Source organism: Mycobacterium gastri (assembly GCF_002102175.1).
Classification (GTDB): domain Bacteria; phylum Actinomycetota; class Actinomycetes; order Mycobacteriales; family Mycobacteriaceae; genus Mycobacterium; species Mycobacterium gastri.
Window position 1 is genome coordinate 35311 of the sequence record NZ_LQOX01000010.1, and the last position, 25404, is coordinate 60714.

Annotated in this window: 18 protein-coding genes; 16 read left to right on the top strand and 2 right to left on the bottom strand. The window is 67.2% G+C overall.

The annotated features are described in order from the left end of the window. Nucleotides 1–101 precede the first annotated feature (101 nt). The 5 genes from AWC07_RS01940 to rplL all read left to right on the top strand — a co-directional run bounded on the left by AWC07_RS01940 (nt 102) and on the right by rplL (nt 7072). A complete protein-coding gene (locus AWC07_RS01940) occupies nt 102–4277 on the top strand; it encodes a glycoside hydrolase family 38 N-terminal domain-containing protein (RefSeq protein ID WP_036410588.1) in 4176 nt (1391 codons plus the stop codon). Further along, the gene (locus AWC07_RS01945) at nt 4274–4891 is read left to right on the top strand and encodes a DUF7158 domain-containing protein (protein WP_036410596.1); all 618 of its coding nucleotides are present in this window, start codon (nt 4274–4276) and stop codon (nt 4889–4891) included. The genes AWC07_RS01940 and AWC07_RS01945 overlap by 4 nt, the downstream gene beginning before the upstream one ends. Next, the gene (locus AWC07_RS01950; protein WP_036410589.1) at nt 4891–5799 is read left to right on the top strand and encodes an ROK family protein; all 909 of its coding nucleotides are present in this window, start codon (nt 4891–4893) and stop codon (nt 5797–5799) included. The genes AWC07_RS01945 and AWC07_RS01950 overlap by 1 nt, the downstream gene beginning before the upstream one ends. 262 nt (nt 5800–6061) lie before the next feature. Beyond that, entirely contained in the window at nt 6062–6646 is a 585-nt protein-coding gene (gene rplJ, locus AWC07_RS01955; RefSeq protein ID WP_036410590.1) for a 50S ribosomal protein L10, read from the top strand. Nucleotides 6647–6679: 33 nt separating this feature from the next. Beyond that, nucleotides 6680–7072, top strand: a complete 393-nt coding sequence (rplL, locus tag AWC07_RS01960; protein ID WP_036398434.1) for a 50S ribosomal protein L7/L12 — start codon at nt 6680–6682, stop codon at nt 7070–7072. 47 nt (nt 7073–7119) lie between these two features. Here rplL and AWC07_RS01965 read toward each other — a convergent pair whose 3' ends face one another. Next, nucleotides 7120–7812: a TetR/AcrR family transcriptional regulator gene (locus AWC07_RS01965; RefSeq protein ID WP_036410592.1), complete on the bottom strand. Its 693-nt coding sequence runs from the start codon at nt 7810–7812 to the stop codon at nt 7120–7122. Nucleotides 7813–7903: 91 nt separating this feature from the next. Here AWC07_RS01965 and AWC07_RS01970 point away from each other — a divergent pair, with 91 nt between their 5' ends. From AWC07_RS01970 to AWC07_RS02020, 11 genes are all read left to right on the top strand, one after another. Then, a complete protein-coding gene (locus AWC07_RS01970) occupies nt 7904–9412 on the top strand; it encodes a carotenoid oxygenase family protein (protein ID WP_425271206.1) in 1509 nt (502 codons plus the stop codon). Nucleotides 9413–9564: 152 nt separating this feature from the next. After that, on the top strand, nt 9565–10575 hold the full coding sequence (locus tag AWC07_RS01975) for an ABC transporter ATP-binding protein (RefSeq protein ID WP_036413496.1): 1011 nt from the start codon (nt 9565–9567) through the stop codon (nt 10573–10575). 512 nt (nt 10576–11087) lie between these two features. Continuing rightward, entirely contained in the window at nt 11088–14612 is a 3525-nt protein-coding gene (rpoB, locus tag AWC07_RS01980; protein WP_139829475.1) for a DNA-directed RNA polymerase subunit beta, read from the top strand. Nucleotides 14613–14656: 44 nt separating this feature from the next. Beyond that, nucleotides 14657–18619: a DNA-directed RNA polymerase subunit beta' gene (locus AWC07_RS01985; protein ID WP_085104928.1), complete on the top strand. Its 3963-nt coding sequence runs from the start codon at nt 14657–14659 to the stop codon at nt 18617–18619. 25 nt (nt 18620–18644) lie between these two features. Further along, nucleotides 18645–18899: a hypothetical protein gene (locus AWC07_RS28325; RefSeq protein ID WP_036412185.1), complete on the top strand. Its 255-nt coding sequence runs from the start codon at nt 18645–18647 to the stop codon at nt 18897–18899. Between the two features lie 231 nt (nt 18900–19130). Next, the gene (locus AWC07_RS01995; RefSeq protein ID WP_036412186.1) at nt 19131–19886 is read left to right on the top strand and encodes a deoxyribonuclease IV; all 756 of its coding nucleotides are present in this window, start codon (nt 19131–19133) and stop codon (nt 19884–19886) included. Nucleotides 19887–19941: 55 nt separating this feature from the next. Then, nucleotides 19942–20787 (top strand): extracellular catalytic domain type 1 short-chain-length polyhydroxyalkanoate depolymerase, encoded by an 846-nt coding sequence (locus tag AWC07_RS02000; protein WP_036412187.1) that lies wholly within the window; start codon nt 19942–19944, stop codon nt 20785–20787. A 53-nt stretch (nt 20788–20840) separates the two neighbouring features. Next, nucleotides 20841–22469 carry an acyl-CoA dehydrogenase family protein gene (locus tag AWC07_RS02005; RefSeq protein ID WP_085104929.1) on the top strand — a complete coding sequence of 543 codons (1629 nt, stop codon included), beginning with the start codon at nt 20841–20843 and terminating at the stop codon, nt 22467–22469. After that, complete coding sequence (locus tag AWC07_RS02010; RefSeq protein ID WP_036410410.1) at nt 22466–23404, top strand: crotonase/enoyl-CoA hydratase family protein; 939 nt, start codon at nt 22466–22468, stop codon at nt 23402–23404. The genes AWC07_RS02005 and AWC07_RS02010 overlap by 4 nt, the downstream gene beginning before the upstream one ends. 16 nt (nt 23405–23420) lie before the next feature. Continuing rightward, on the top strand, nt 23421–24143 hold the full coding sequence (locus tag AWC07_RS02015; RefSeq protein ID WP_139829481.1) for a PaaX family transcriptional regulator C-terminal domain-containing protein: 723 nt from the start codon (nt 23421–23423) through the stop codon (nt 24141–24143). Beyond that, nucleotides 24140–24904, top strand: a complete 765-nt coding sequence (locus AWC07_RS02020; RefSeq protein WP_036410408.1) for a crotonase/enoyl-CoA hydratase family protein — start codon at nt 24140–24142, stop codon at nt 24902–24904. The genes AWC07_RS02015 and AWC07_RS02020 overlap by 4 nt, the downstream gene beginning before the upstream one ends. Nucleotides 24905–24916: 12 nt before the next feature. Here the strand turns inward: AWC07_RS02020 and AWC07_RS02025 are convergent, their stop codons facing one another. Continuing rightward, on the bottom strand, nt 24917–25399 hold the full coding sequence (locus tag AWC07_RS02025) for a DUF3060 domain-containing protein (RefSeq protein ID WP_036410407.1): 483 nt from the start codon (nt 25397–25399) through the stop codon (nt 24917–24919). Nucleotides 25400–25404: the final 5 nt, after the last annotated feature.

The following is a 25404-nucleotide window of genomic DNA, read 5'->3' on the forward strand; positions in this document are numbered from 1 at the left end:
AAATCGCGCAGGTCGGTACCGAATCGCGCAGCTTTTCGCGGACGCGGCGGCACGCGGGGCAACTGCTTTGTCGCACCGGTGGGTCGCCGTAAGGTGCGGGGATGCGGGTGGTTTCGGCGGAATCGACCGAGCTTTTCGTCGGCTCGCCCGACACCCCGCTACAGCTGGCCCGCGTCGTCGTCGGCGACTGCACCGAAACCACGCCGATCCGCATCGACGGCGACGGTCTGCGCGGGCAGGCGGTCGCCGTCAGCGGCGACACCGTGGTCGAGGTTCCGGTCACCGTCGAGCATCCCATTCCGGGCCGGCAGCGGGCCGCGCGAGCGCATGCCGACGGCTCGGGCGTGGCGTTCGAGTTCACGGTGGCCGACCCGGGCTGGACCATGTACATGGTCAGCCACTTCCACTATGACCCGGTGTGGTGGAACACCCAGGCCGGCTACACCAGCCAGTGGCGCGAAGACCCGCCGGGGAGAGCCCGGCAGGCCAACGGCTTCGAGCTGGTGCGCGCCCATTTGGAGATGGCGCGCCGCGATCCCGACTACAAGTTCGTGCTCGCCGAAGTTGACTACCTCAAGCCGTACTGGGACACCCACCCGCAGGACCGTGCCGACCTGCGCCGGTTTCTGGCCGAGGCCCGTGTCGAGGTGATGGGCGGCACCTACAACGAGCCCAACACCAACCTCACCGGTCCCGAGACCACGATTCGGAACCTGGTGCACGGCAGCGGATTTCAACGTCACGTGCTGGGCGCCGATCCGGCCACCGCGTGGCAGCTCGACGTGTTCGGCCACGACCCGCAATTCCCCGGCATGGCCGCCGACGCGGGGCTGACCTCGAGTTCGTGGGCTCGCGGGCCACACCACCAATGGGGCCCGGCCCAAGGCGGCCCGGTTGACCGGATGCAGTTTTCCAGCGAATTCGAGTGGATTTCGCCGTCGGGCCGCGGATTGCTCACCCACTACATGCCGGCACACTATTCGGCGGGCTGGTGGATGGACTCCTCGGCCTCGCTGGCCGAGGCCGAGGAGGCCGCCTATGCGCTTTTCGACCAGCTCAAAAGGGTTGCGCTGACCCGCAATGTGTTGCTGCCGGTCGGAACCGATTACACCCCGCCGAACAAGTGGGTGACCGAGATCCACCGCGACTGGGCCGCGCGCTACACCTGGCCGCGGTTCGTGTGCGGGCTGCCGCAAGAGTTCTTCGCGGCGGTGCGCGCCGAACTCGCCGAGCGCGGTGCCGTGCCGTCGCCGCAGACCCGCGATATGAACCCGATCTACACCGGCAAGGACGTGTCGTACATCGACACCAAGCAAGCCAATCGGGCCGCCGAGAACACGGTCCTGAACGCCGAACGATTCGCCGTGTTCGCCGCAGCGTTGACCGGCGCCCGGTATCCGCAGGCAGCGTTGGCCAAAGCCTGGGTGCAGCTGGCCTACGGCGCGCACCACGACGCGATCACCGGATCGGCATCCGACCAGGTTTACCTCGATCTGCTGACCGGCTGGCGTGACGCGTGGCAACTGGGCCGCACCGCCCGCGACAACGCACTGGCATCGATTTCCGGCCTGGTCGATGCCTCCGGCCACTCGGTGGTCGTGTGGAACCCGCTGACCCACCGGCGCACCGACATCGTCACGGTGCGGCTCGAGGCGCCGCTGGTCGCCTGGGTGCGGGTCCGTGACTCCGACGGCTCCGAGGTCCCCGCACTCGTCGAGCACGACGGGCGGACGGTCACCTGGCTGGCGCGGGATGTCCCGTCGCTGGGCTGGCGGTGCTACCGGCTGGACGCGGCCGAGGGCCCGGCCGGCTGGCAACCGGCACCCGGTGCAGCGATCGCCAACGAGCATTACCGCTTGACCGTCGACCCCGCGCGCGGCGGAGCGGTGGCCTCGCTGGTGCAGGACGGTCGTCAGCTCATCGCCGACGGCCGGGTGGGCAACGAGCTTGCCGTCTACGAGGAATACCCGGCACACCCGACGCAGGGTGAGGGCCCGTGGCACCTGCTGCCCAAGGGGCCGGTGGTCTGTTCGTCGGAATCGCCGGCGCAGGTGCGGGCCTACCGCTGCGCGCTGGGCCAGCGGCTGGTGGTGCGCGGCCGGATCGGCACGGTCTTGCGCTACACCCAAACCCTGACCCTGTGGAACGGCGTGGCCCGCGTCGACTGCCGCACCAGGATCGACGAGTTCAGCGGCGAAGACCGCCTGCTGCGGCTGCGCTGGCCGTGCCCGGTGCCGGGTGCCATGCCGGTCAGCGAGGTGGGGGATGCCGTCGTCGGGCGTGGTTTCGCGCTGCTGCACAGCGCCGGTGAATCGGGGCCCCGTTCGGTCGACACTGCCCAGCACCTGTGGACGCTGGATAACCCGGCCTACGGCTGGTTCGGTTTGTCGTCGGCGGCGCGGGTCCGAGTCGGCAGCCACGCCGTCCGGGCGGTTTCGGTTGCCGAGGTGGTGTCGCCCGGCGAGACGGTGGCCGGCCCGATGGCTCGCGAGCTGATGGTCGCGCTGGTTCGCGCCGGCGTCACCGCGACCTGCAGCGGCGCCGACAAACCGCGTTACGGCAACCTCGACGTGGACTCCAACCTGCCGGATGCCCGGATCGCGCTGGGCGGGCCCGACCGCAACGTGTTCACCAAGGCGGTGTTGGTCGAAGCCGACCCGGTGTACACCGCCGAACTCCAACGGCAGCTGGCCGAGACGGGCCGGGCCAGGGTGTGGGTGCCGGCGGCGGCGCCGTTGCCGGCGGTCTGGGTGCCCGGCGCCGACCTGCGCGCCCCGGGCGCACTGCCCGTGCTGGTGATCGACGGCCGAGACGACAACAACCTGGCCGCGGCGATCACCTCGGTGATCGCCGACCTCGGCGACGCCGAGATCGAAGTCAGCCAGCAGGCACCGCCGTCGATGCAGCCCTTCGAGGCCCGCACAGTGGCGCTGCTCAACCGTGGGGTGCCCAGCTTCGCCGTCGACACCGAGGGCACCTTGCATACCGCGCTGATGCGCTCCTGCACCGGCTGGCCGTCCGGTGTCTGGATCGACGAACCGCGGCGCACCGCGCCCGACGGCTCCAACTTCCAACTCCAGCACTGGACCCACGATTTCGACTACGCCCTGGTCTGCGCTGACGGCGACTGGCGACGGGCCGGGCTCCCCGCGAGCAGTGCGCAGTTCTCCCATCCCCTCATCGCGGTGACCCCGCGAAAATCGGCGGCAAGGCTGCCGTCGGTTGGCTCGCTGCTGCGGGTCGACCCCGCCGATGCGGTGCATCTGGGCGCGCTCAAGGCGGCGGGCAACCCGTTGACGGCCGGCAGCGCCCGGCCCGTGGATCCCGCGGTGGTGGCGCTGCGGCTGGTGGAGACCACCGGGGCCGCCACCCGCGTGCGGATCGGCTCCGACGTCGGCAAGGTAGGCGGCTTCCAGTTGGCCGACCTGCTGGAATCCCCACAGCAACGCAAGAGATCAATCGACCTGCACGGCTACCAAGTCGCGACCGTGGTGGCCCGGCTCGACATCAGCGGGACGGCAGGCGACGCCGAGCTGGCGCCGCAAGCCGAAACGGCCCAGCCGCTGTACGCCCGTTATTGGCTGCACAACCGCGGCCCCGCTCCGCTGGGCGGGCTGCCGGCCGTCGCCTACCTACATCCGCGGTTGGTCAACGCCGAGGCGGGAGATCAGGTGGTGTTGCGCCTCACCGCCGCCAGCGACTGCGGCGACTCCGCGCTGGGCGGCACGGTGGACGTGGTGCACCCCGGCGACTGGTCGGTGGCGCCGGCCCGGCTGCCGTTCACCTTGGGTGCCGGCGAATACCTGGAAGCCGATGTCGTGGTGGCGATCCCTACCGGCACGCCGCCGGGGCTGTATCCGGTCCGGGCCCAGCTGACCGTCACCGACCGCGAGGCGCCGGCCGCGTGGCGGCAGGTGGTCGAGGACGTGTGCATCCTCGCGATCGGGACATCTCAGCAGGAGCTGGCCTACCTGCTCGACGGGCCCGCCGACATCGACGTGGCCGCCGGCGACTCGGCTCGCCTGACCGTCACCCTCGGCAGCCGTGCTGCAGCCGACGTGGTTCTCGAGGCCCACCTGATCAGCCCGTGGGGCACCTGGGAGTGGCTCGGTCCGGCCGTCCGAGCGGCTGTCTTGCCCGCGGGCGGTACGGCCGAGCTCGCATTCGACGTGACCCCGCCGCCGTGGCTGGAACCCGGCCAGTGGTGGGCGCTGGTGCGGGTGGGCTGCGCCGGTGGGCTGGTCTACTCACCGGCGGTGAAGGTGACGGTGACATGAGCCTGGACCTGGTTGCGACCGTCGCCGGAGTTCCCGTCCCCGTCGGCGAGGTCGACGCGCGGGAAGCAAGGTTACGCAACGGTCCGCGTGCGGCCGCCCTGCCGCCAAGCGGCACCGGCGAGGGACGCCAGCTGCGGCGCTGGCTGACCCAACTGATCGTCACCGAGCGCCTGATCGCCGCCGAGGCGGCGGCGCGCGGACTGACCGCGGCCGGGGCTCCGACCGAAGCCGAGCTGCTGCCGGATCTGGCGGCGCGATTGGAGATCGGCAGCGTCGCCGCGGCGGTGCTGGCCGATCCGCTCGCGCGGGCGCTGTTCGCCGACGTCACCGCCGCGGTCGTGGTCACCGACGACCAGGTGGCCGACTACCATCTGCGCAACCCGCTGCGGTTCGCCGCGCCGCGTCCCGGCGGTCACGGCTGGCGGGTTCCCGCGATTGCCGGTCCGCCGCTGCAGGAGGTGCGACCGGCGATCACCGACCATCTGCTGGGCGCCGCACGACGGCGCGCCTTTCGAACCTGGCTGGACGCGCGCCGGGCCGCATTGGTGCGGTTGGCGCCCGGCTATGAGCATCCCGCCGACCCGCGGCAGCCCGACAACACCCACCGTCACTGATGCATACGCTCTGCCTTGACATTGGCGGCACCAAGATCGCCGTAGGCCTGGCCGACCCGGGCGGCTCGCTGGTGCACACCGCCGAACGTCCGACCCCTGCTGCTGAAGGAGCCGAACGGATCTGGGACGTGGTCGCCGCGATGATCGCCGATGCGTTACTGGTCGGCGGTGGCACCGTTGGCGGCGTGGGCATCGCGTCAGCCGGTCCCATCGACCGGCATAGCGGAACCGTCAGCCCGATCAATATCCGGTCGTGGCGGGGCTTTCCGCTTTGCGACCGGGTTTCGGCGGTGGTGCCCGGCGTGCCGGTGGAGCTGGGCGGCGACGGCGTGTGTATGGCGCTGGGCGAGCACTGGCTCGGCGCGGGACGAGGCGCCCGATTCTTGCTGGGGATGGTGGTGTCCACCGGTGTCGGCGGCGGATTGGTGCTCAACGGCGCTCCCTATCCCGGCCGCACCGGAAACGCTGGTCACGTCGGTCACGTCGTGGTCGACCAGGATGGCGCGCGGTGTGCGTGCGGTGGCCGCGGCTGCGTGGAAACAATCGCGTCCGGCCCGTCGATGGTGCGCTGGGCCCGCGACAACGGCTGGTCCGCGCCGCGGGGCGCCGGCGCCAAGGAGCTTGCCGAGGCGGCGGCGGCGGGAAGCTCGGTGCCGCTGGCCGCTTTTCGCCGGGGCGCCACAGCGCTGGCGGCGATGATCGCGTCCGTCGGGGCGGTCTGCGATCTGGACCTGGTGATCATCGGCGGGGGGGTGGCCAAATCGGGGCGTTTGCTCTTCGACCCGCTGCGCGCGGCCCTGGCCGACTATGCGCGGCTGGATTTTCTGGCCGGGCTGCGGGTGGTGCCGGCCGAGCTCGGCGGTGCGGCCGGGCTGGTCGGCGCGGCTCGACTGGTGGGGCCCGGTTAGCCTCGACGCCGCGACAACGCTATTGTTGTTGCCGATCCACCGAAGACCGTCGGTCACCGAGCAATCGGTTGAAGGTCCGGGAACAACCCGGCGGCCCACGCAGGAGGACGAGGCATCAGCGCCGGCGCGAGCGTCGGTGCATCAGTTACGCCCCGTGCCGCTCCCTGCGCCGGGGCGTTCGTGGTTCCTAGACGTTCTTCGACTTTCTTCGACGTTCCGAGGTGGCCGCAGATGCCACGTCGCACACTTGTAGGAGGTATGCATGGCCAGGGCTGACAAGGCCACCGCCGTTGCAGACATCGCAGAGCGCTTCAAGGCCTCGACCGCGACCGTCATCACCGAATACCGCGGCCTGACGGTGGCCAACCTGGCCCAGCTGCGCCGATCGCTGGGCGAGTCGGCCAGCTATGCCGTGGCCAAGAACACCCTCATCAAGCGAGCGGCCTCCGAGGCCGGTATCGAAGGTCTCGACGAGCTGTTCGCGGGCCCGACGGCGATCGCGTTCGTCACCGGTGAACCGGTCGACGCGGCCAAGGCCCTCAAGACCTTCGCCCGGGAACACAAGGCGCTGGTCATCAAGGGCGGCTACATGGACGGCCACCCGTTGACCGTCGCCGAGGTGGAGCGGATCGCCGACCTGGAGTCCCGCGAGGTGCTGCTGGCCAAACTCGCCGGCGCGATGAAGGGCAACCTCGCCAAGGCCGCCGGGCTGTTCAACGCGCCCGCGTCGCAGGTTGCCCGACTGGCAGCGGCGCTGCAGGAAAAGAGGGCTGCGGCAGAACCTGCCGCAGACGCGCCGGCTTCCGCCCCTGAAACCCCGGCTCCAGAACCGGCCTCAGCCGAATAACCCCACTACCCGAAACCAGGAAGGACCCACACTATGGCCAAGCTCTCGACAGACGAACTGCTTGACGCGTTCAAGGAAATGACGCTGTTGGAGCTCTCCGACTTCGTCAAGAAGTTCGAGGAGACCTTCGAGGTCACCGCGGCCGCACCGGTCGCCGTCGCCGCGGCCGGTCCTGCCGCCGGTGGCGCGCCGGCCGAGGCCGCCGAAGAGCAGTCCGAGTTCGACGTGATCCTCGAGGCCGCCGGCGAGAAGAAGATCGGCGTCATCAAGGTTGTCCGCGAGATCGTGTCCGGCCTGGGCCTCAAGGAGGCCAAGGACCTGGTCGACAGCGCACCCAAGCCGCTGCTCGAAAAGGTTGCCAAGGAGGCCGCCGATGAGGCCAAGGCCAAGCTCGAGGCTGCCGGCGCCACCGTCACCGTCAAGTAAGTCCGCACGCCAAAGCCCCCGGTACCGGAACCGGGGGCGTGGCGCGCTCAGCCGAACGCGGAGCGCTGCGACAGCCGCACCCGCTCGGGTGAATCGCCCAGCGCCACAAGCAGGTTCGTGGTCATCGCGGCCAGCACCGGTGGGACCGCCGCGCCCTCCTCGCCGAAGAAGCCGGCCAGTTCGAGCATCACGAAGCCGTGGATCAACGCCCAAAACTGGGCGGCAGTGGACACGACCACCTGGTCCGGGACGGCGCCGTCGGCCGTCGAACCCACAGTGATTCGGCCCGCCAGCATCGAGCGGTGCACCGCGCGCACCACGTGCGCGAAGCTAGGGTGGTGCTGCTCGATCTCCAAGACCGTCAACGTCAGGACATCGCGGGCCGGCGCCTTGATGCCGTGCGCGCTGGTGCTGCCGAACATCAGGCGATACATGTGCGGGCGCTCGATGGCATAGCGTCGATACGCCGCTCCCACAACCAATAGATCGGCAACGGGGTCAGTCGTCGGTGCCACCGCGAGCGCGGCGTCGAACTGCCGCAATCCCTCTTCAGCCACCGCGGCGATAAGTTCCCGCATGCCGCCGAAATGGGTGTAAACCGACATTGTCGAGGTCCCGGCGGCCCCGGACACCTTGCGGGTTTGCAGGGCGTCGGGTCCGTGCTCGTCGAGCAGGGCGACGGCGGCGTGCACCATCTCCTCGCGAACACCGCGAATGCCGGGTTGGGCTTGTTCAGTCATTTCTCGTCATCCCTTGCCTTCGTCTCAGCGCAGGCGTACGGTCCGAATAACACTGAAATAACGACGTTATAGGAGTTCGGCCGTGACGACAATGCGAACCGACCAAGTCGGGAACCCCTATCTCGAGGGTCTGCTGGCGCCGGTGCGCGCCGAAGTGACTGCGACCGATCTGAAGGTCACCGGGCAGATCCCGGAGCATCTCGACGGACGGTACCTGCGCAACGGGCCCAACCCGGTCGCCGAGGTCGATCCCGCCGTCTATCACTGGTTCAGCGGCGACGGGATGGTCCACGGGGTCGCCCTTCGTCAAGGGCAAGCTAGCTGGTATCGCAACCGCTGGGTGCGCAGCCTGCCGGTATGCGTGGCCCTCGGCGAGCCGGCGCCGAGCAGGCTCGATCCCCGGGCGGGCATGCTGTCCCTGGGCGCCAACACCAGCGTGCTGACCCACGCCGGACGAACCCTGGCGCTCGTCGAGGGCGGTGTCGCCAACTACGAGCTCACCGAGGACCTCGACACCGTCGGGACATGCGATTTCGACGGCACCCTGCCCGGCGGCTACACCGCCCACCCGCACCGCGACCCACGGACCGGCGAACTGCATGCGGTGTCGTACTCGTTTGCCCGCGGACGGACCGTGCAGTACTCCGTGATCGACACCCAGGGGCGGGCTCGGCGCACGGTGGACATCGAGGTGACCGGGTCGCCGATGATGCACGACTTCTCCTTGACCGACAACTACGTGGTGATCTACGACCTGCCGGTCACCTTCGACGCGTCGCAGGTACTGCCCGCGAAGCTGCCGCGCTGGCTGAGTTTGCCCGCGCAGCTGGTAATGCAGTCGGTGATCGGTCACGTCCGGGTTCCCGGCCCGATCGCCGCGATGATGAACCGCAACCCCAAGCCGTCCGATCGCATGCCCTACGCCTGGAACGCCGATTATCCGGCCCGCATCGGAGTCATGCCCCGAGACGGCGGCAATGGGGACGTGCGCTGGTTCGACATCGAACCCTGCTACGTCTACCACCCGCTCAACGCCTATACCGAAACCCGGGACGGGTCCGAGCTGCTGATACTCGACGTGGTGCGTTATTCGCGAATGTTCGAGCATGATCGCCACGGCCCCGGCGACACGCGTCCATCACTGGATCGCTGGACCATCAATCTGGCCACCGGTGCCGTCACCACCGAATGCCGCGACGACCGGCCGCAGGAGTTTCCCCGGATCAACGAGACCCTGCTGGGCGGTCGGCATCGGTTCGGCTACACCCTCGGCGTGGACGGCGGCTACCTCACCGGCGGAACGACGGAAATGTCCACCTCGCTGTACAAGCACGACTACGAGACCGGATCCTGCCAAGTCGCCCCGCTGGATGCTGCCCTGCTGATCGGTGAGATGTGCTTCGTCCCGAACCCACCGGGTGCCTCCGGGGAAAACGCGGAGGACGACGGCATCCTCATGGGGTACGGCTACCACCGCGACCGCGACGAGGGCCAGTTGTTGTTGCTGGACGCCCAGACGTGCGAATTGATGGCCACCGTGCACCTGCCCCAGCGGGTCCCGATGGGCTTCCACGGCAACTGGGCGCCGGCGACTGCTTGAGGCGCCCCCGACGCCGCCCGCCGGCCTCGGCGAGGATTGTTATGTATCCAACCCTGATGTCGCGCCCCAGCGGTGCGCTACAGTGACTCAAGCCACATAAAGTGGCAGGTGGCGGGCATCTTGCAAATGTTTGAGCGTCGGAAGGATTTCCCATGGGCGTCGCTATCGAGGTCAACGGACTCACGAAATCCTTCGGTTCCTCGAGGATCTGGGAGGACGTCGCGCTCACGATCCCTGCCGGCGAGGTCAGCGTGTTGCTGGGACCGTCGGGTACCGGCAAGTCGGTGTTCCTGAAGTCCCTCATCGGCCTGCTTCGGCCCGAACGCGGCTCGATCGTCATCGACGGCACCGACATCATCGAGTGCTCGGCCAAGGAGCTCTACGAGATCCGGACGTTGTTCGGTGTGCTTTTCCAGGACGGTGCGCTGTTCGGGTCGATGAACCTGTTTGACAACACCGCTTTCCCGCTGCGCGAGCACACCAAGAAAAAAGAAAAAGAGATCCGCGACATCGTCATGGAGAAGCTGGCGCTGGTCGGCTTGGGCGGTGACGAGAAGAAGTTCCCCGGTGAGATCTCCGGCGGTATGCGCAAGCGTGCCGGCCTGGCCCGGGCCCTGGTTCTCGATCCGCAGATCATTCTCTGCGACGAGCCCGACTCAGGTCTGGACCCCGTCCGTACCGCTTATCTGAGCCAGCTGATCATGGACATCAATGCCCAGATCGACGCGACCATCCTCATCGTGACCCACAACATCAACATCGCCCGTACGGTGCCGGACAACATGGGCATGTTGTTCCGCAAGCACCTGGTCATGTTCGGCCCTCGCGAAGTGCTGCTGACCAGCGACGAGCCGGTGGTGCGACAATTCCTCAACGGCCGGCGCATCGGGCCGATCGGCATGTCCGAGGAGAAGGACGAGGCCACCATGGCCGAAGAGCAGGCGCTGCTCGACGCCGGTCACCAGGCGGGCGGTGTCGAGGAGATCGAGGGCGTCCCGCCGCAGATCACCGCAACGCCGGGAATGCCGGAACGTAAAGCGGTGGGGCGGCGCCAGGCCCGGGTGCGCGAGATGCTGCACACGTTGCCGAAGAAGGCCCAGGAAGCGATCCTCGACGATCTCGAGGGCACGCACAAGTATCACGCGAGCGAGTTCGGCGGCTAGCCCCGGGCGACGTCGGCGGTGAGGCGCCGCACCCTGCCGCGGTGACGGCGGCTGTTTGGTCGATCTCGTGCGCGGTGACGTAACTAACAGTCGCCGTGTTCGCGGGCGGCCGGTGAGCAAGAATTCACGCTAACTTGCGCTAACTTGCCGCCCGTCCCCTTGACGACGGGGCGTAAACGGGTCAATCTGTTGGGCAGCATGTGTTGTACCTGTACCAGGGCAAGTCGAAATGCCAGCCAGCGCCGCTTCCCGGGGACACATATTGGTAGCTATTTGAGGAATGCGCCGTCCTGCGCTAGTGTAGGACGTTGCGCTGGCTACTTCCTGCCCACCTCACCCGCCACTTGACATCGTGGTCTACGCCTGAGCCCAGTTTCCGGCTCAGTTGTTGGGTTGCGTGCGTGAGATCCGGACAGTTCGTTCGCCGGCCTAACCGACACAATTATCTGCGGCGAACAGGTCCGGTGACCGCCGGCTCCAGGGAGTCGCACGAGGTGCTGGAAGGACGCATCTTGGCTGATTTCCGCCAAAGCAAAACAGACGCTAGTCCCGCTCAGAGTCGCCCGCAAAGTTCTTCAAACAGCTCCGTGCCCGGAGCGCCAAATCGGGTTTCCTTCGCCAAGCTCCGCGAACCGCTCGAGGTTCCATTCTTGCTTGATGTGCAAGTCGACTCGTTCAAGTGGCTGATTGGCGAGCCGAGCTGGCGTGAAGCTGCCGCCGCGCGTGGCGATGTGAACGTGATCGGTGGCCTCGAAGAGGTGCTCGACGAGCTCTCGCCGATCGAGGACTTCTCCGGGTCGATGTCGCTGTCTTTCTCCGACCCCCGCTTCGACGAGGTCAAGGCGCCGGTCGACGAGTGCAAAGACAAGGACATGACCTACGCGGCCCCGCTATTCGTGACGGCCGAGTTCATCAACAACAACACCGGTGAGATCAAGAGTCAGACGGTGTTCATGGGCGATTTCCCGATGATGACCGAGAAGGGCACGTTCATCATCAACGGGACCGAGCGCGTGGTGGTCAGCCAGCTTGTCCGGTCGCCCGGCGTCTACTTCGACGAGACCATCGACAAGTCCACCGACAAGACGCTGCACAGCGTCAAGGTGATCCCGAGTCGCGGCGCCTGGCTGGAGTTCGACGTAGACAAGCGCGACACCGTCGGCGTGCGCATCGACCGCAAGCGCCGCCAGCCGGTCACCGTGCTACTCAAGGCACTTGGCTGGACCACCGAGCGGATCACCGAGCGGTTCGGCTTCTCCGAGATCATGATGTCGACGCTGGAAAAGGACAACACCGCCGGCACCGACGAAGCGCTGCTGGACATCTACCGCAAGCTGCGTCCGGGCGAGCCGCCGACCAAGGAGTCGGCCCAGACCCTGCTGGAGAACCTGTTCTTCAAGGAGAAGCGCTACGACCTGGCCCGCGTCGGCCGCTACAAGGTCAACAAGAAGCTGGGCCTGAACACCGATCATCCGATCACCACCACGACGCTGACCGAAGAAGACGTCGTCGCCACCATCGAGTACCTGGTTCGCCTGCACCACGCCTCTCAGGGTGGCCAGGCCCCCGTTATGACTGTCCCCGGCGGGGTCGAGGTGCCGGTGGAAACCGACGACATCGACCACTTCGGCAACCGCCGGCTGCGCACGGTGGGCGAGCTGATCCAGAACCAGATCCGGGTCGGCATGTCCAGGATGGAGCGCGTCGTCCGGGAGCGGATGACCACTCAGGACGTCGAGGCCATCACGCCGCAGACGCTGATCAACATTCGCCCGGTGGTCGCCGCCATTAAGGAGTTCTTCGGCACCAGCCAGCTGTCGCAGTTCATGGACCAGAACAACCCGCTGTCGGGCCTGACCCACAAGCGCCGGCTTTCGGCGCTGGGCCCCGGCGGTCTGTCCCGTGAGCGCGCCGGCCTGGAAGTGCGTGACGTGCACCCGTCGCACTACGGCCGGATGTGTCCGATCGAGACCCCGGAGGGACCGAACATCGGCCTGATCGGATCCCTGTCGGTGTACGCACGGGTCAACCCGTTCGGCTTCATCGAGACGCCTTATAGACGCGTGGTCAGCGGACTTGTTACGGATGAGATCCACTACTTGACGGCGGACGAGGAGGACCGCCACGTCGTGGCGCAGGCCAACTCGCCGATCGACGCTCAGGGCCGGTTCGTCGAGCCGCGCGTGCTGGTGCGCCGCAAGGCCGGCGAGGTCGAGTACGTGGCCTCGTCGGAGGTGGACTACATGGACGTCTCGCCGCGCCAGATGGTGTCGGTGGCCACGGCCATGATTCCGTTCCTCGAGCACGACGACGCCAACCGGGCCCTGATGGGTGCCAACATGCAGCGCCAGGCGGTTCCGCTGGTGCGCAGCGAGGCGCCGCTGGTGGGCACCGGCATGGAGTTGCGTGCGGCCATCGACGCCGGCGACGTCGTCGTCGCCGAGAAGTCGGGGGTGATCGAGGAGGTGTCCGCCGACTACATCACCGTGATGGCCGACGACGGCACCCGGCACACCTACCGGATGCGTAAGTTCGCCCGCTCCAACCACGGCACCTGCGCCAACCAGTCGCCGATCGTGGACGCTGGCGACCGGGTCGAGGCCGGCCAGGTCATCGCCGACGGTCCGTGTACCCAGAACGGCGAGATGGCGCTGGGCAAGAACCTGCTGGTGGCGATCATGCCGTGGGAGGGTCACAACTACGAGGACGCGATCATCCTGTCCAATCGGCTCGTCGAGGAGGACATCCTCACCTCGATCCACATCGAGGAGCACGAGATCGACGCCCGCGACACCAAGCTGGGCGCCGAGGAGATCACCCGGGATATCCCGAACGTCTCCGACGAGGTGCTGGCGGACCTGGACGAGCGCGGCATCGTGCGCATCGGCGCCGAGGTCCGCGACGGCGACATCCTGGTCGGCAAGGTCACCCCGAAGGGGGAGACGGAGCTGACGCCCGAGGAGCGGCTGCTGCGGGCGATCTTCGGCGAAAAGGCCCGGGAGGTCCGCGACACCTCGCTGAAGGTGCCGCACGGCGAGTCCGGCAAGGTGATCGGCATCCGGGTGTTCTCCCGCGAGGACGATGACGAGCTGCCCGCCGGCGTCAACGAGCTGGTCCGCGTCTACGTCGCCCAGAAGCGCAAGATCTCCGACGGTGACAAGCTGGCCGGGCGGCACGGCAACAAGGGCGTCATCGGCAAGATCCTGGCGCAAGAGGACATGCCGTTCCTTCCGGACGGCACCCCGGTGGACATCATCCTGAACACCCACGGTGTGCCGCGACGGATGAACATCGGCCAGATCCTGGAAACCCACCTGGGGTGGTGCGCGCACAGCGGGTGGCAGATCGCTGGTTCACCCGACTGGGCGGCCAACCTGCCCGAGGCGTTGCGCAGCGCCGAGCCGAACCAGATCGTGTCGACTCCGGTGTTTGACGGCGCCCAGGAGGCCGAGCTCCAGGGGCTGTTGTCATCGACACTGCCCAACCGCGACGGCGACGTGCTGGTCGACGGCGACGGCAAGGCGGTGCTCTTCGACGGCCGTAGCGGCGAGCCGTTCCCGTACCCGGTGACCGTTGGCTACATGTACATCATGAAGCTGCACCACCTGGTGGACGACAAGATCCACGCCCGCTCCACCGGCCCGTACTCGATGATCACCCAGCAGCCGCTGGGCGGTAAGGCGCAGTTCGGTGGCCAGCGGTTCGGTGAGATGGAGTGCTGGGCCATGCAGGCCTACGGCGCGGCGTACACGCTGCAGGAGCTGTTGACCATCAAGTCCGACGACACCGTCGGGCGGGTCAAGGTCTACGAAGCGATCGTCAAGGGCGAGAACATCCCCGAGCCGGGCATCCCCGAGTCGTTCAAGGTGCTGCTCAAAGAGCTGCAGTCGCTATGCCTCAACGTGGAGGTGCTGTCGTCCGACGGCGCGGCGATCGAGCTGCGCGAAGGCGAGGACGAGGATCTCGAGCGCGCGGCAGCGAATTTGGGAATTAACTTGTCCCGCAACGAATCCGCCTCTGTCGAGGACTTGGCCTGATCCTTCTTGGAAGTAACTAAACCCGCAAGGGGAAAGGGAGTTACGTGCTAGACGTCAACTTCTTCGATGAACTCCGCATCGGCCTGGCCACCGCGGAGGACATCCGGCAGTGGTCCTACGGCGAGGTCAAGAAGCCGGAGACCATCAACTACCGCACGCTCAAGCCCGAGAAGGATGGCTTGTTCTGCGAGAAGATCTTCGGGCCGACTCGCGACTGGGAGTGCTACTGCGGCAAGTACAAGCGGGTGCGCTTCAAGGGCATCATCTGCGAGCGTTGCGGTGTCGAGGTGACGCGCGCCAAGGTGCGCCGGGAACGGATGGGCCACATCGAGTTGGCCGCACCCGTCACCCACATCTGGTACTTCAAGGGCGTGCCGTCGCGCCTGGGGTATCTGCTGGACCTGGCGCCCAAGGACCTCGAGAAGATCATCTACTTCGCCGCCTATGTGATCACCGCGGTCGACGAGGAGATGCGGCACAACGAGCTATCCACGCTCGAGGCCGAAATGATGGTGGAGCGCAAGGCCGTTGAGGACCAGCGTGACGCGGACTTGGAAGCGCGCGCCCAAAAGCTGGAGGCCGACCTGGCCCAGCTGGAGGCCGAGGGCGCCAAGGCCGACGCCCGGCGCAAGGTTCGCGACGGCGGCGAGCGCGAGATGCGCCAGCTCCGCGACCGTGCCCAGCGCGAGCTGGACCGGCTGGAGGACATCTGGAGCACCTTCACCAAGCTGGCGCCCAAGCAACTGATCGTCGACGAGAACCTCTACCGCGAACTCGTCGACCGCTACGGCGAATACTTCACCGGCGCCATGGGCGCGGAGTCGATCCAGAAGCTCATCGAGAACTTCGATATCGACGCCGAAGCCGATTCGCTGCGTGAGGTGATCCGAAGCGGCAAGGGGCAGAAGAAGCTTCGCGCCCTCAAGCGCCTGAAGGTGGTCGCCGCTTTCCAGCAGTCCGGCAACTCGCCGATGGGCATGGTGCTCGACGCCGTCCCGGTGATTCCGCCGGAGCTGCGTCCGATGGTGCAGCTCGACGGTGGCCGGTTTGCCACCAGCGACCTCAACGACCTGTATCGCCGGGTGATCAACCGCAACAACCGGCTCAAGCGACTGATCGACCTCGGCGCACCCGAGATCATCGTCAACAACGAGAAGCGGATGCTACAGGAGTCCGTCGACGCGCTGTTCGACAACGGCCGCCGCGGCCGTCCGGTCACCGGGCCGGGCAACCGTCCGCTCAAGTCGCTGAGCGATCTGCTCAAGGGCAAGCAGGGCCGGTTCCGCCAAAACCTGCTCGGCAAGCGTGTCGACTACTCGGGTCGTTCGGTGATCGTGGTCGGTCCGCAGCTCAAACTGCACCAGTGCGGTCTGCCCAAGCTGATGGCGCTGGAGCTGTTCAAGCCGTTCGTGATGAAGCGCCTGGTCGACCTCAACCACGCTCAGAACATCAAGAGCGCCAAGCGGATGGTGGAGCGTCAGCGTCCGCAGGTGTGGGATGTGCTGGAGGAGGTCATCGCCGAGCACCCGGTGCTGCTGAACCGTGCGCCCACCCTGCACCGGCTGGGTATCCAGGCGTTCGAGCCGATGCTGATCGAGGGCAAGGCGATCCAGCTGCACCCGCTGGTGTGTGAGGCGTTCAACGCCGACTTCGACGGTGACCAGATGGCCGTGCACCTGCCGCTGTCCGCCGAGGCGCAGGCCGAGGCCCGCATTCTGATGCTGTCGTCCAACAACATCCTGTCGCCGGCTTCCGGTCGCCCGTTGGCCATGCCGCGTCTGGACATGGTGACCGGGTTGTACTACCTGACGACCGAGGTCGACGGCGACACCGGCGAATACCGGCCGGCCGCACCCGACCGTCCCGAGACGGGGGTGTATTCCTCGCCGGCCGAAGCCATCATGGCGGCCGACCGCGGTGTGCTCTCGGTGCGAGCCAAAATCAAGGTGCGGCTGACCCAGTTGCGTCCGTCGGCGGAGATCGAGACCGAGCTGTTCGGGGCCAACGGCTGGCATCCGGGCGAGCCCTGGATTGCCGAGACGACGCTGGGCCGGGTGCTGTTCAACGAGCTGCTGCCGCCGGGCTATCCGTTCGTGAACAAGCAGATGCACAAGAAGGTCCAGGCCGCGATCATCAACGACCTGGCCGAGCGCTACCCGATGATCGTGGTGGCGCAGACCGTCGACAAGCTCAAGGACGCCGGGTTCTACTGGGCAACCCGAAGCGGTGTCACGGTCTCGATGGCCGACGTGCTGGTTCCGCCCCGCAAGAAGGAGATCCTCGATCGCTACGAGGATCGCGCCGACAAGGTCGAAAAGCAGTTCCAGCGTGGTGCTTTGAACCACGACGAACGCAACGAGGCCTTGGTGGAGATCTGGAAGGAAGCCACCGACGAGGTGGGTCAGGCGCTGCGGGAGCACTATCCCAGCGACAACCCGATCATCACCATCGTCGACTCGGGTGCCACGGGTAACTTCACCCAGACCCGGACGCTGGCCGGAATGAAGGGTCTGGTGACCAACCCTAAGGGCGAGTTCATCCCGCGGCCGGTCAAGTCGTCGTTCCGTGAGGGCCTGACTGTGCTGGAGTACTTCATCAACACCCACGGTGCTCGAAAGGGCTTGGCCGACACCGCGTTGCGTACCGCCGACTCGGGCTACCTGACCCGTCGTCTGGTGGACGTGAGCCAGGACGTCATCGTGCGCGAGCACGACTGCGGCACCGAGCGCGGCATCATCGTAGAGCTGGCCGAGCGTCAGCACCCGGTTGATGGCAAGGCCGCGCTGATCCGCGACCCGTACATCGAAACCTCGGCATACGCAAGGACTCTGGGTATCGACGCGGTCGACGAGGCGGGCAACGTGGTCGTCGCGCGCGGCGAGGATCTGGGTGACCCGGAGATCGATGCGCTGCTGGCCGCGGGGATCACGCAGGTGAAGGTGCGTTCGGTGCTGACCTGCACCACCGGCACCGGTGTGTGCGCGACGTGCTACGGGCGCTCGATGGCCACCGGCAAGCTGGTCGACATCGGTGAAGCGGTCGGCATTGTGGCCGCCCAGTCCATTGGTGAGCCGGGCACGCAGTTGACCATGCGTACCTTCCACCAGGGTGGTGTCGGTGAGGACATCACCGGCGGTCTGCCACGGGTGCAGGAGCTGTTCGAGGCCCGGGTGCCACGCGGTAAGGCGCCGATCGCCGACGTCACCGGCCGGGTCCAGCTGGAAGACGGTGAGCGTTTCTACAAGATCACCATCGTGCCCGACGACGGCAGCGAGGAGGTCGTGTACGACAAGCTCTCCAAGCGGCAACGGCTGCGGGTGTTCAAGCACGAGGACGGCTCCGAGCGGGTACTCTCCGACGGCGACCACGTCGAGGTGGGCCAGCAGCTGATGGAAGGCTCCGCCGACCCGCACGAGGTGCTGCGGGTACAGGGCCCCCGCGAGGTGCAGATCCACCTGGTCCGCGAGGTCCAGGAGGTCTACCGCGCCCAAGGTGTGTCGATCCACGACAAGCACATCGAGGTGATCGTTCGCCAGATGCTGCGCCGGGTCACCATCATCGACTCGGGCTCGACGGAGTTCCTGCCCGGCTCGTTGATCGACCGTGCCGAGTTCGAGGCGGAGAACCGCCGGGTGGTGGCCGAGGGCGGCGAGCCCGCAGCCGGCCGCCCGGTGCTGATGGGTATCACCAAGGCGTCGCTGGCCACCGACTCGTGGCTGAGTGCGGCGTCGTTCCAGGAGACCACCCGGGTGCTGACCGACGCGGCGATCAACTGCCGCAGCGACAAGCTCAACGGTCTGAAGGAGAACGTGATCATCGGCAAGCTGATCCCGGCCGGTACCGGCATCAACCGTTACCGCAACATCGCGGTGCAGCCGACCGAGGAAGCCCGAGCAGCGGCTTACACCATCCCGTCGTACGAGGATCAGTACTACAGCCCGGACTTCGGCCAGGCCACCGGGGCCGCGGTTCCGCTGGACGACTACGGCTACTCGGATTATCGGTAGTTAGCGCACAGATTCGGGGTCGGGCGTGACCGTGCCGTCACGCTCGGCCCCGAACGTGACGGCGGCGTCACATTCGCTAAGCTATCCGGCGCGCGCCAACGAGTACGGGCGACGACTATCCGCTGTCGAGTACCGGGCCCTGGTCGAGCAGCGGGTGGCATTCACGGGATTGTTGGGTAGCCTGTTCCAGGCCGTCGATATCGTCCTGATGCCGAGCGCAGGTCTCGCCTCACCAACGCTGGAAGCCATGCGGGCGCCAGGGCAAGACGCGCGGACCTGAGTGCCAGATTGGCGGCGCCGACTGCGCCATTCAACGTGACTGGCAACTTCGCCGCCTGCTTGCCTACCGCAGGGACTACGTCACGGGGAACCCCGGTCGGTATTCAGTTCGCCGGTCGCGAATTCGAGGAGCAGTTGCTCATCCAAGCGGGCCACGAATTCCAGCAAGCCACTGCATTCCATCGGCAACGCCCACCGCTATGACGGCGGAGCTCTCACTAGACTGGCCTACGTGCTTATTGGTTCGCACGTCCACTCAGACGATCCCCTGGCCGCAGCCCAGGCCGACGGCGCTGACGTGGTGCAGTTCTTCCTCGGCAACCCGCAGAGCTGGAAGAAGCCCAAGCCGCGGGACGACGCCGAGACGCTGAAGGCGTCGACCATTCCGCTGTACGTCCACGCACCGTATCTGATCAACGTCGCATCGGCCAACAACCGCATCCGCATCCCGTCGCGCAAGATCCTGCAGGACACCTGCGACGCGGCCGCGGCAATCAACGCGACGGCGGTGATTGTGCACGGCGGCCACGCCGACGACAACGACATGGAGGCCGGCTTCGAGCGGTGGGTCAAAGCCCTGGATTACCTCGAAACAGACGTGCCGGTGTACCTGGAGAACACCGCGGGCGGCGACCACGCGATGGCCCGTTACTTCGATACCATCGGCAGGCTGTGGGATCGTATCGGCGACAAGGGAATTGGCTTCTGCCTGGACACCTGCCACGCCTGGGCCGCGGGTGAGCAGCTGATCGACGCGGTCGACCGGATCAAGGCCTTGACCGGCCGCATCGACCTGGTGCACTGCAACGACTCGCGCGACGCCGCGGGCTCAGGCGCCGACCGGCACGCCAACATCGGCAACGGTCAGATCGATCCCGACCACCTGGTCGCGGTGGTGAAGGCCGCCGATGCCCCGGTGATCTGCGAAACCGCCGACGAGGGCCGCAAGGACGACATCGCGTTTCTGCGGGAAAAAGTCAACGGCTGATTTCACGGCTCATTTAAAACTCGTTAAGCAAGTGTCGCGGGCCTACCGTTAACCTATGGTTCGCCGGTTCGTCACTCTGCTGGGCGTCGTGGGAATGCTCGTCGGTTGCGCGCATGCTCCGGCGCCGCCGCCCGCCGGCTTCGGAAACGGCACCAGCTTTCATACCATCGACGTCGGCGGAGTCCAGCGTTCCTACCGGCTCTACAAGCCCGCGGGTCTGCCCTCGTCGGCACCGCTGGTCGTCATGTTGCACGGCGGTTTCGGCAGTGCCCGACAAGCTGAAAGGTCTTACGACTGGGACGAATTGGCCGATTCGGAGAGGTTCGTCGTCGCCTACCCCGACGGTCTGAACCGAGCGTGGAACGCCAATGGCGGCGGCTGCTGCGGCCGGTCCGCCCGTGAAGGCGTCGACGACGTCGCCTTTGTCAGCGCCGCGGTTGCCGACGTCGCCGCGAACGTGCCCGTCGACCCGGCCAGGATCTACGCCACCGGCATGAGCAACGGTGCCATCATGGCCTATACCCTGGCCTGCAACACCGGGATCTTCGCCGCGATCGGCCCGGTTTCGGGAACGCAACTGGACCCGTGCTCATCCCCGCATCCGGTCTCGGTCATGCATATCCACGGCACCGGAGATCCGCTTGTCCGCTACTTCGGCGGGCCCGGCGCCGGTTTCGCCCATATCGACGGGCCGCCGGTCGAGGAGCTGAATGCGTTCTGGCGCAATGTCGATCAATGTGCGCCCCCTGCCACCACAACCAGTGGCCGGATTACCACGTCGAGCGCCGCATGCGCGAACAACCGCAGCGTGGTGCTGGTCACCGTTGGCGATGGCGGCCACGAGTGGCCATCGGTGGCCACCGAAATGCTGTGGGAGTTCTTCGTCGCCCATCCCCGCTGAGCAAGGCCATTACACCTCTTGTACGGTTGTCAGGAAAATGTAATATTGGTGGCATGCCAGACACCCATGTCGTCACCAATCAGGTCCCGCCGCTGGAGAACCACAATCCCGCCACTTCTCCCATGCTTGTCGAAGCGCTGATCCGCGAGGGTGGACAGTGGGGCTTGGACGAGGTGAACGAGCTCGGGGCGATCTCGGGCGGCCACGAAGCCCAGCGCTGGGGTGAGCTGGCCGATCGCAACCGGCCCGTCCTGCACACCCATGACCGGGTGGGCCACCGTATCGACGAGGTGGAATACGACCCGGCCTACCACGAACTGATGCGCACCGCGATCGCGCATGGGCTGCACGCCGCCCCCTGGGCCGACGACCGGCCGGGAGCCCACGTGGTGCGCGCCGCCAAGATGTCGATCTGGAACGTCGAGCCCGGACACACCTGCCCCATCTCGATGACCTACGCCGTCGTGCCGGCGCTGCGTCACAATCCCGAGTTGGCCAAGGTTTATGAGCCGCTGTTGACGAGCCGGGAGTACGATCCGGAGCTCAAGCTGGCCACCACGAAACGCGGTATCACCGCCGGCATGTCGATGACCGAGAAGCAGGGCGGCTCCGACGTGCGCGCGGGCACCACCGAGGCGACCCCCAACGCTGATGGCACCTACAGCCTGACCGGCCACAAATGGTTCACCTCCGCGCCGATGTGCGACGTCTTCCTGGTGCTCGCGCAGGCCCCAAAGGGGTTGTCCTGCTTCATGCTGCCGCGGATCCTGCCCGACGGCACCCGCAACCGGATGTTGCTGCAGCGCCTCAAGGACAAGCTCGGCAACCATGCCAACGCCTCCAGCGAGGTCGAATACGACGGCGCCATCGCGTGGCTGGTCGGCGAGGAGGGCCGTGGCGTCCCCACCATCATCGAAATGGTCAACCTCACCCGGCTGGACTGCACCCTGGGCAGCGCCACCAGCATGCGTACCGGGCTGACCCGCGCCATCCACCACGCCCAGCACCGAAAGGCGTTCGGCGCCTACCTCATTGATCAGCCGCTGATGCGCAACGTGCTGGCCGACCTGGCGGTCGAAGCAGAGGCCGCCACCATTGTCGCGATGCGGATGGCCGGGGCCACCGACAACGCGGCACGTGGCGACGAGACCGAGGCGCTATTCCGCCGCATCGGCCTGGCCGCCAGCAAGTACTGGGTGTGCAAGCGCTCCACCCCGCACGCCGCCGAAGCGCTGGAATGCCTGGGCGGCAACGGCTATGTCGAGGACTCCGGTATGCCGCGGCTGTACCGCGAGGCGCCGCTGATGGGCATCTGGGAGGGCTCGGGCAATGTCAGCGCACTGGACACGTTGCGGGCCATGGCAACTCGGCCCGAATGCGTCGAGGTGCTGTTCGAAGACCTGGCGCAGAGCACCGGACAGGACGCCCGGCTGGACGGTCATGTCGAGCGGCTGCGGGAGCAGTTGGGCGATCTGGACACCATCCAATACCGCGCCCGCAAGGTCGCCGAGGACATCTGCCTGGCGCTGCAGGGCTCGCTGCTGGTGCGCCACGGGCATCCGGCCGTCGCCGAGGCATTCCTGGCCACCCGGCTCGGCGGCCAGTGGGGCGGGGCGTTCGGCACCATGCCGACCGGACTGGATCTGGCGCCCATCCTCGAGCGTGCTTTAGTCAAGGGATGACACACGCGATCCGGCCGGTCGATTTCGACAACCTGAAAACGATGACGTATGAGGTCACCGATCGGGTCGCGCGGATCACGTTCAACCGGCCCGAGAAGGGCAACGCGATCGTCGCGGATACCCCGCTCGAGTTGTCGGCGCTGGTGGAGCGCGCCGATCTGGATCCCAACGTGCACGTCATTCTGGTCTCGGGCCACGGCGACGGTTTCTGTGCCGGCTTCGACCTGTCCGCATACGCGGACGGCACCGGCTCGGCGGGCGGCACCGGCGCATACCAGGGCACCGTGCTGGATGGTAAGACCCAGGCCGTCAACCACCTGCCCAACCGGCCCTGGGACCCGATGATCGACTACCAGATGATGAGCCGGTTCGTGCGCGGGTTCTCCAGCCTGATGCAGGCCGACAAGCCGACAGTGGTCAAGATCCACGGCTACTGCGTGGCCGGCGGCACCGACATCGCGCTGCACGCCGATCAGGTGATCGCCGCCGCCGACGCCAAGATCGGCTACCCGCCGACCCGGGTCTGGGGTGTGCCCGCAGCTGGCTTGTGGGCGCACCGGCTCGGCGACCAGCGTGCCAAACGCCTGCTGCTCACCGGCGATTGCATCACCGGCGCCCAAGCGGCCGAATGGGGCCTCGCCGTCGAGGCGCCGGATCCGAAAGACCTCGACGAACGCACCGAGCGGCTGGTGCAGCGGATCGCTGCCTTGCCGGTCAATCAGCTGGTCATGATCAAGCTGGCGCTCAATTCGGCTCTGCTGCAACAGGGTGTGGCCACCAGCAGAATGGTCAGCACGGTGTTCGACGGCATCGCCCGGCACACGCCCGAGGGACACGCCTTCGTCGCCGACGCGGTCGAGCACGGCTTCCGGGATGCGGTCAAGCACCGCGACGAGCCGTTCGGCGACTACGGCCGGAAAGCGTCCGGAGTGTAGCTTCATGCCGAAATCGCTGGCCCGCATGACCGCCCGGTCCGTGGTGCTCAGCGTGCTGCTCGGCGCGCATCCCGCGTGGGCCAGTGCCAGCGAATTAATCAGGCTTACAGCCGATTTCGGTATCAAGGAAACGGCTTTGCGGGTGGCGCTGACCCGCATGGTGAGCGCCGGTGATCTGGTCCGGTCCGCCGACGGGTATCGGCTTTCGGATCGGTTGCTGGCCCGCCAGCGGCGCCAGGATGAGGCCATGCGTCCGCCGGTACGGGCCTGGCACGGTTACTGGCACATGGTCGTCGTCACCAGCGTCGGCGACGACGCCCGCACCCGCGCTGCACTGCGAACCACCCTGCAGGACAAGCGGTTCGGTGAACTGCGTGAAGGGGTGTGGCTTCGTCCCGACAATCTCGACCTGGAACTGGCCCCCGATATGCAGGCCCGGGTGCGGGTGTTGAGAGCGCGCGATGACGCACCCACCGAGCTGGCCGCGCGACTATGGGACCTCGCCGAGTGGGCCGGCGCCGGCCAGCAATTGCTGGACGAGATCGCCCAAGCGGCAGACATTCCCGGTCGCTTCGCGGTGGCCGCCGCGATGGTCCGTCATTTGCTGACCGACCCGATGCTGCCCGCCGAGCTGTTGCCCGCGCAGTGGCCGGGAACCCGGCTGCGTGAGGCATACCACGACTTCGCCACCGAGCTGGCGAAACGCCTTGACACATCCCAACTTCTGGAGGCGACATGAGCGATCTGGTGCAGGTGGACCGCAACGGTTCGGTGACCACGGTGGTCATCAACCGGCCGGCGGCACGCAACGCGGTCAACGGCCCGACGGCCGCCGCGCTCTACTCAGCGTTCGAGCAATTCGACCGCGACGACACCGCATCGGTAGCGGTGCTGTGCGGCAATGGTGGAACCTTTTGCGCCGGAGCCGATTTGAAGGCTTTCGGCACAGCGGAGGCCAATGCCGTACACCGGACGGGGCCAGGTCCGATGGGGCCCACGCGGATGGTGTTGTCCAAACCGGTGATCGCCGCTGTCAGTGGCTACGCCGTAGCCGGTGGTCTGGAATTGGCCTTGTGGTGCGACCTGCGGGTGGCCGAGGAGGACGCCGTATTCGGCGTGTTCTGCCGCCGCTGGGGCGTACCGCTGATCGATGGCGGCACGGTGCGGCTGCCGCGGCTGATCGGGCACAGCCGGGCGATGGACATGATCCTCACCGGCCGCGCGGTGCCGGCCGATGAAGCGTTGTCGATGGGACTGGCCAATCGGGTGGTGCCCAAGGGTCAGGGCAGGCAGGCGGCCGAGGCATTGGCGGCCGAGTTGGCCGCCCTGCCGCAGCAGTGCCTGCGATCGGATCGGTTGTCGGCGCTGCACCAATGGGGCCTGCCCGAGTCGGCGGCGCTTGATCTGGAATTCGCCAGCATCTCCCGGGTGGCGGCCGAGGCGTCGACGGGGGCCGCACGCTTCGCGGGAGGCGCCGGCCGCCACGGCGCGCCGGCGTGACCCGACGGCGCGTCAGCCGCCCTTGTTGATGGTGTTGCCCGATCCGATGTTCTCGACTTTCGGGTCACCATTCTTGTAGGTGATGGTGTTGTTGAGCCCCAACACGTTCAGCTGCTGGTCGATCTTGTCGAAGGTGATCTTGTTGTTGGTTCCGCCGATGGTCACCGTCGAGCAGGTGCCGTTGACGGTCAGGGTGTTTTCCGAGCCGGCGACGTTCAGTGACTTGCCGTCGGCGCAGTCCAGGGTGCCGGTCGTCCCGATCGATCCGTAGGTCAGCATGTTGCCGATCTCGATCGATGCGGTTGTCGGGGGCCCGGCCGACGTGGACGGCGCCGCGGTGCCGCTGCTCGTCGCTGTGGTGGGCTTTCCGGAGCTGCTGGTGGCCGCCGGGGGATTGGCCGTCGAACTGCAGCCGACCAGGCCGCCGGCCGTCGCGGCGACTGCCAGCGTCACCGCGGATGCCGACAGCCAAGACGTAGGGACGTGAGCGCGCATAGGCT

What these genes read in the sequence shown, in the direction of transcription:
- AWC07_RS01940 (WP_036410588.1), top strand. Translation starts at nt 102, where the DNA reads ATGCGGGTGGTTTCGGCGGAATCGACCGAGCTTTTCGTCGGCTCGCCC.
- AWC07_RS01945 (WP_036410596.1), top strand. Translation starts at nt 4,274, where the DNA reads ATGAGCCTGGACCTGGTTGCGACCGTCGCCGGAGTTCCCGTCCCCGTC.
- AWC07_RS01950 (WP_036410589.1), top strand. Translation starts at nt 4,891, where the DNA reads ATGCATACGCTCTGCCTTGACATTGGCGGCACCAAGATCGCCGTAGGC.
- rplJ (WP_036410590.1), top strand. Translation starts at nt 6,062, where the DNA reads ATGGCCAGGGCTGACAAGGCCACCGCCGTTGCAGACATCGCAGAGCGC.
- rplL (WP_036398434.1), top strand. Translation starts at nt 6,680, where the DNA reads ATGGCCAAGCTCTCGACAGACGAACTGCTTGACGCGTTCAAGGAAATG.
- AWC07_RS01965 (WP_036410592.1), bottom strand. Translation starts at nt 7,812, where the DNA reads ATGACTGAACAAGCCCAACCCGGCATTCGCGGTGTTCGCGAGGAGATG.
- AWC07_RS01970 (WP_425271206.1), top strand. Translation starts at nt 7,904, where the DNA reads ATGCGAACCGACCAAGTCGGGAACCCCTATCTCGAGGGTCTGCTGGCG.
- AWC07_RS01975 (WP_036413496.1), top strand. Translation starts at nt 9,565, where the DNA reads ATGGGCGTCGCTATCGAGGTCAACGGACTCACGAAATCCTTCGGTTCC.
- AWC07_RS02000 (WP_036412187.1), top strand. Translation starts at nt 19,942, where the DNA reads ATGGTTCGCCGGTTCGTCACTCTGCTGGGCGTCGTGGGAATGCTCGTC.
- AWC07_RS02005 (WP_085104929.1), top strand. Translation starts at nt 20,841, where the DNA reads ATGCCAGACACCCATGTCGTCACCAATCAGGTCCCGCCGCTGGAGAAC.
- AWC07_RS02010 (WP_036410410.1), top strand. Translation starts at nt 22,466, where the DNA reads ATGACACACGCGATCCGGCCGGTCGATTTCGACAACCTGAAAACGATG.
- AWC07_RS02020 (WP_036410408.1), top strand. Translation starts at nt 24,140, where the DNA reads ATGAGCGATCTGGTGCAGGTGGACCGCAACGGTTCGGTGACCACGGTG.
- AWC07_RS02025 (WP_036410407.1), bottom strand. Translation starts at nt 25,399, where the DNA reads ATGCGCGCTCACGTCCCTACGTCTTGGCTGTCGGCATCCGCGGTGACG.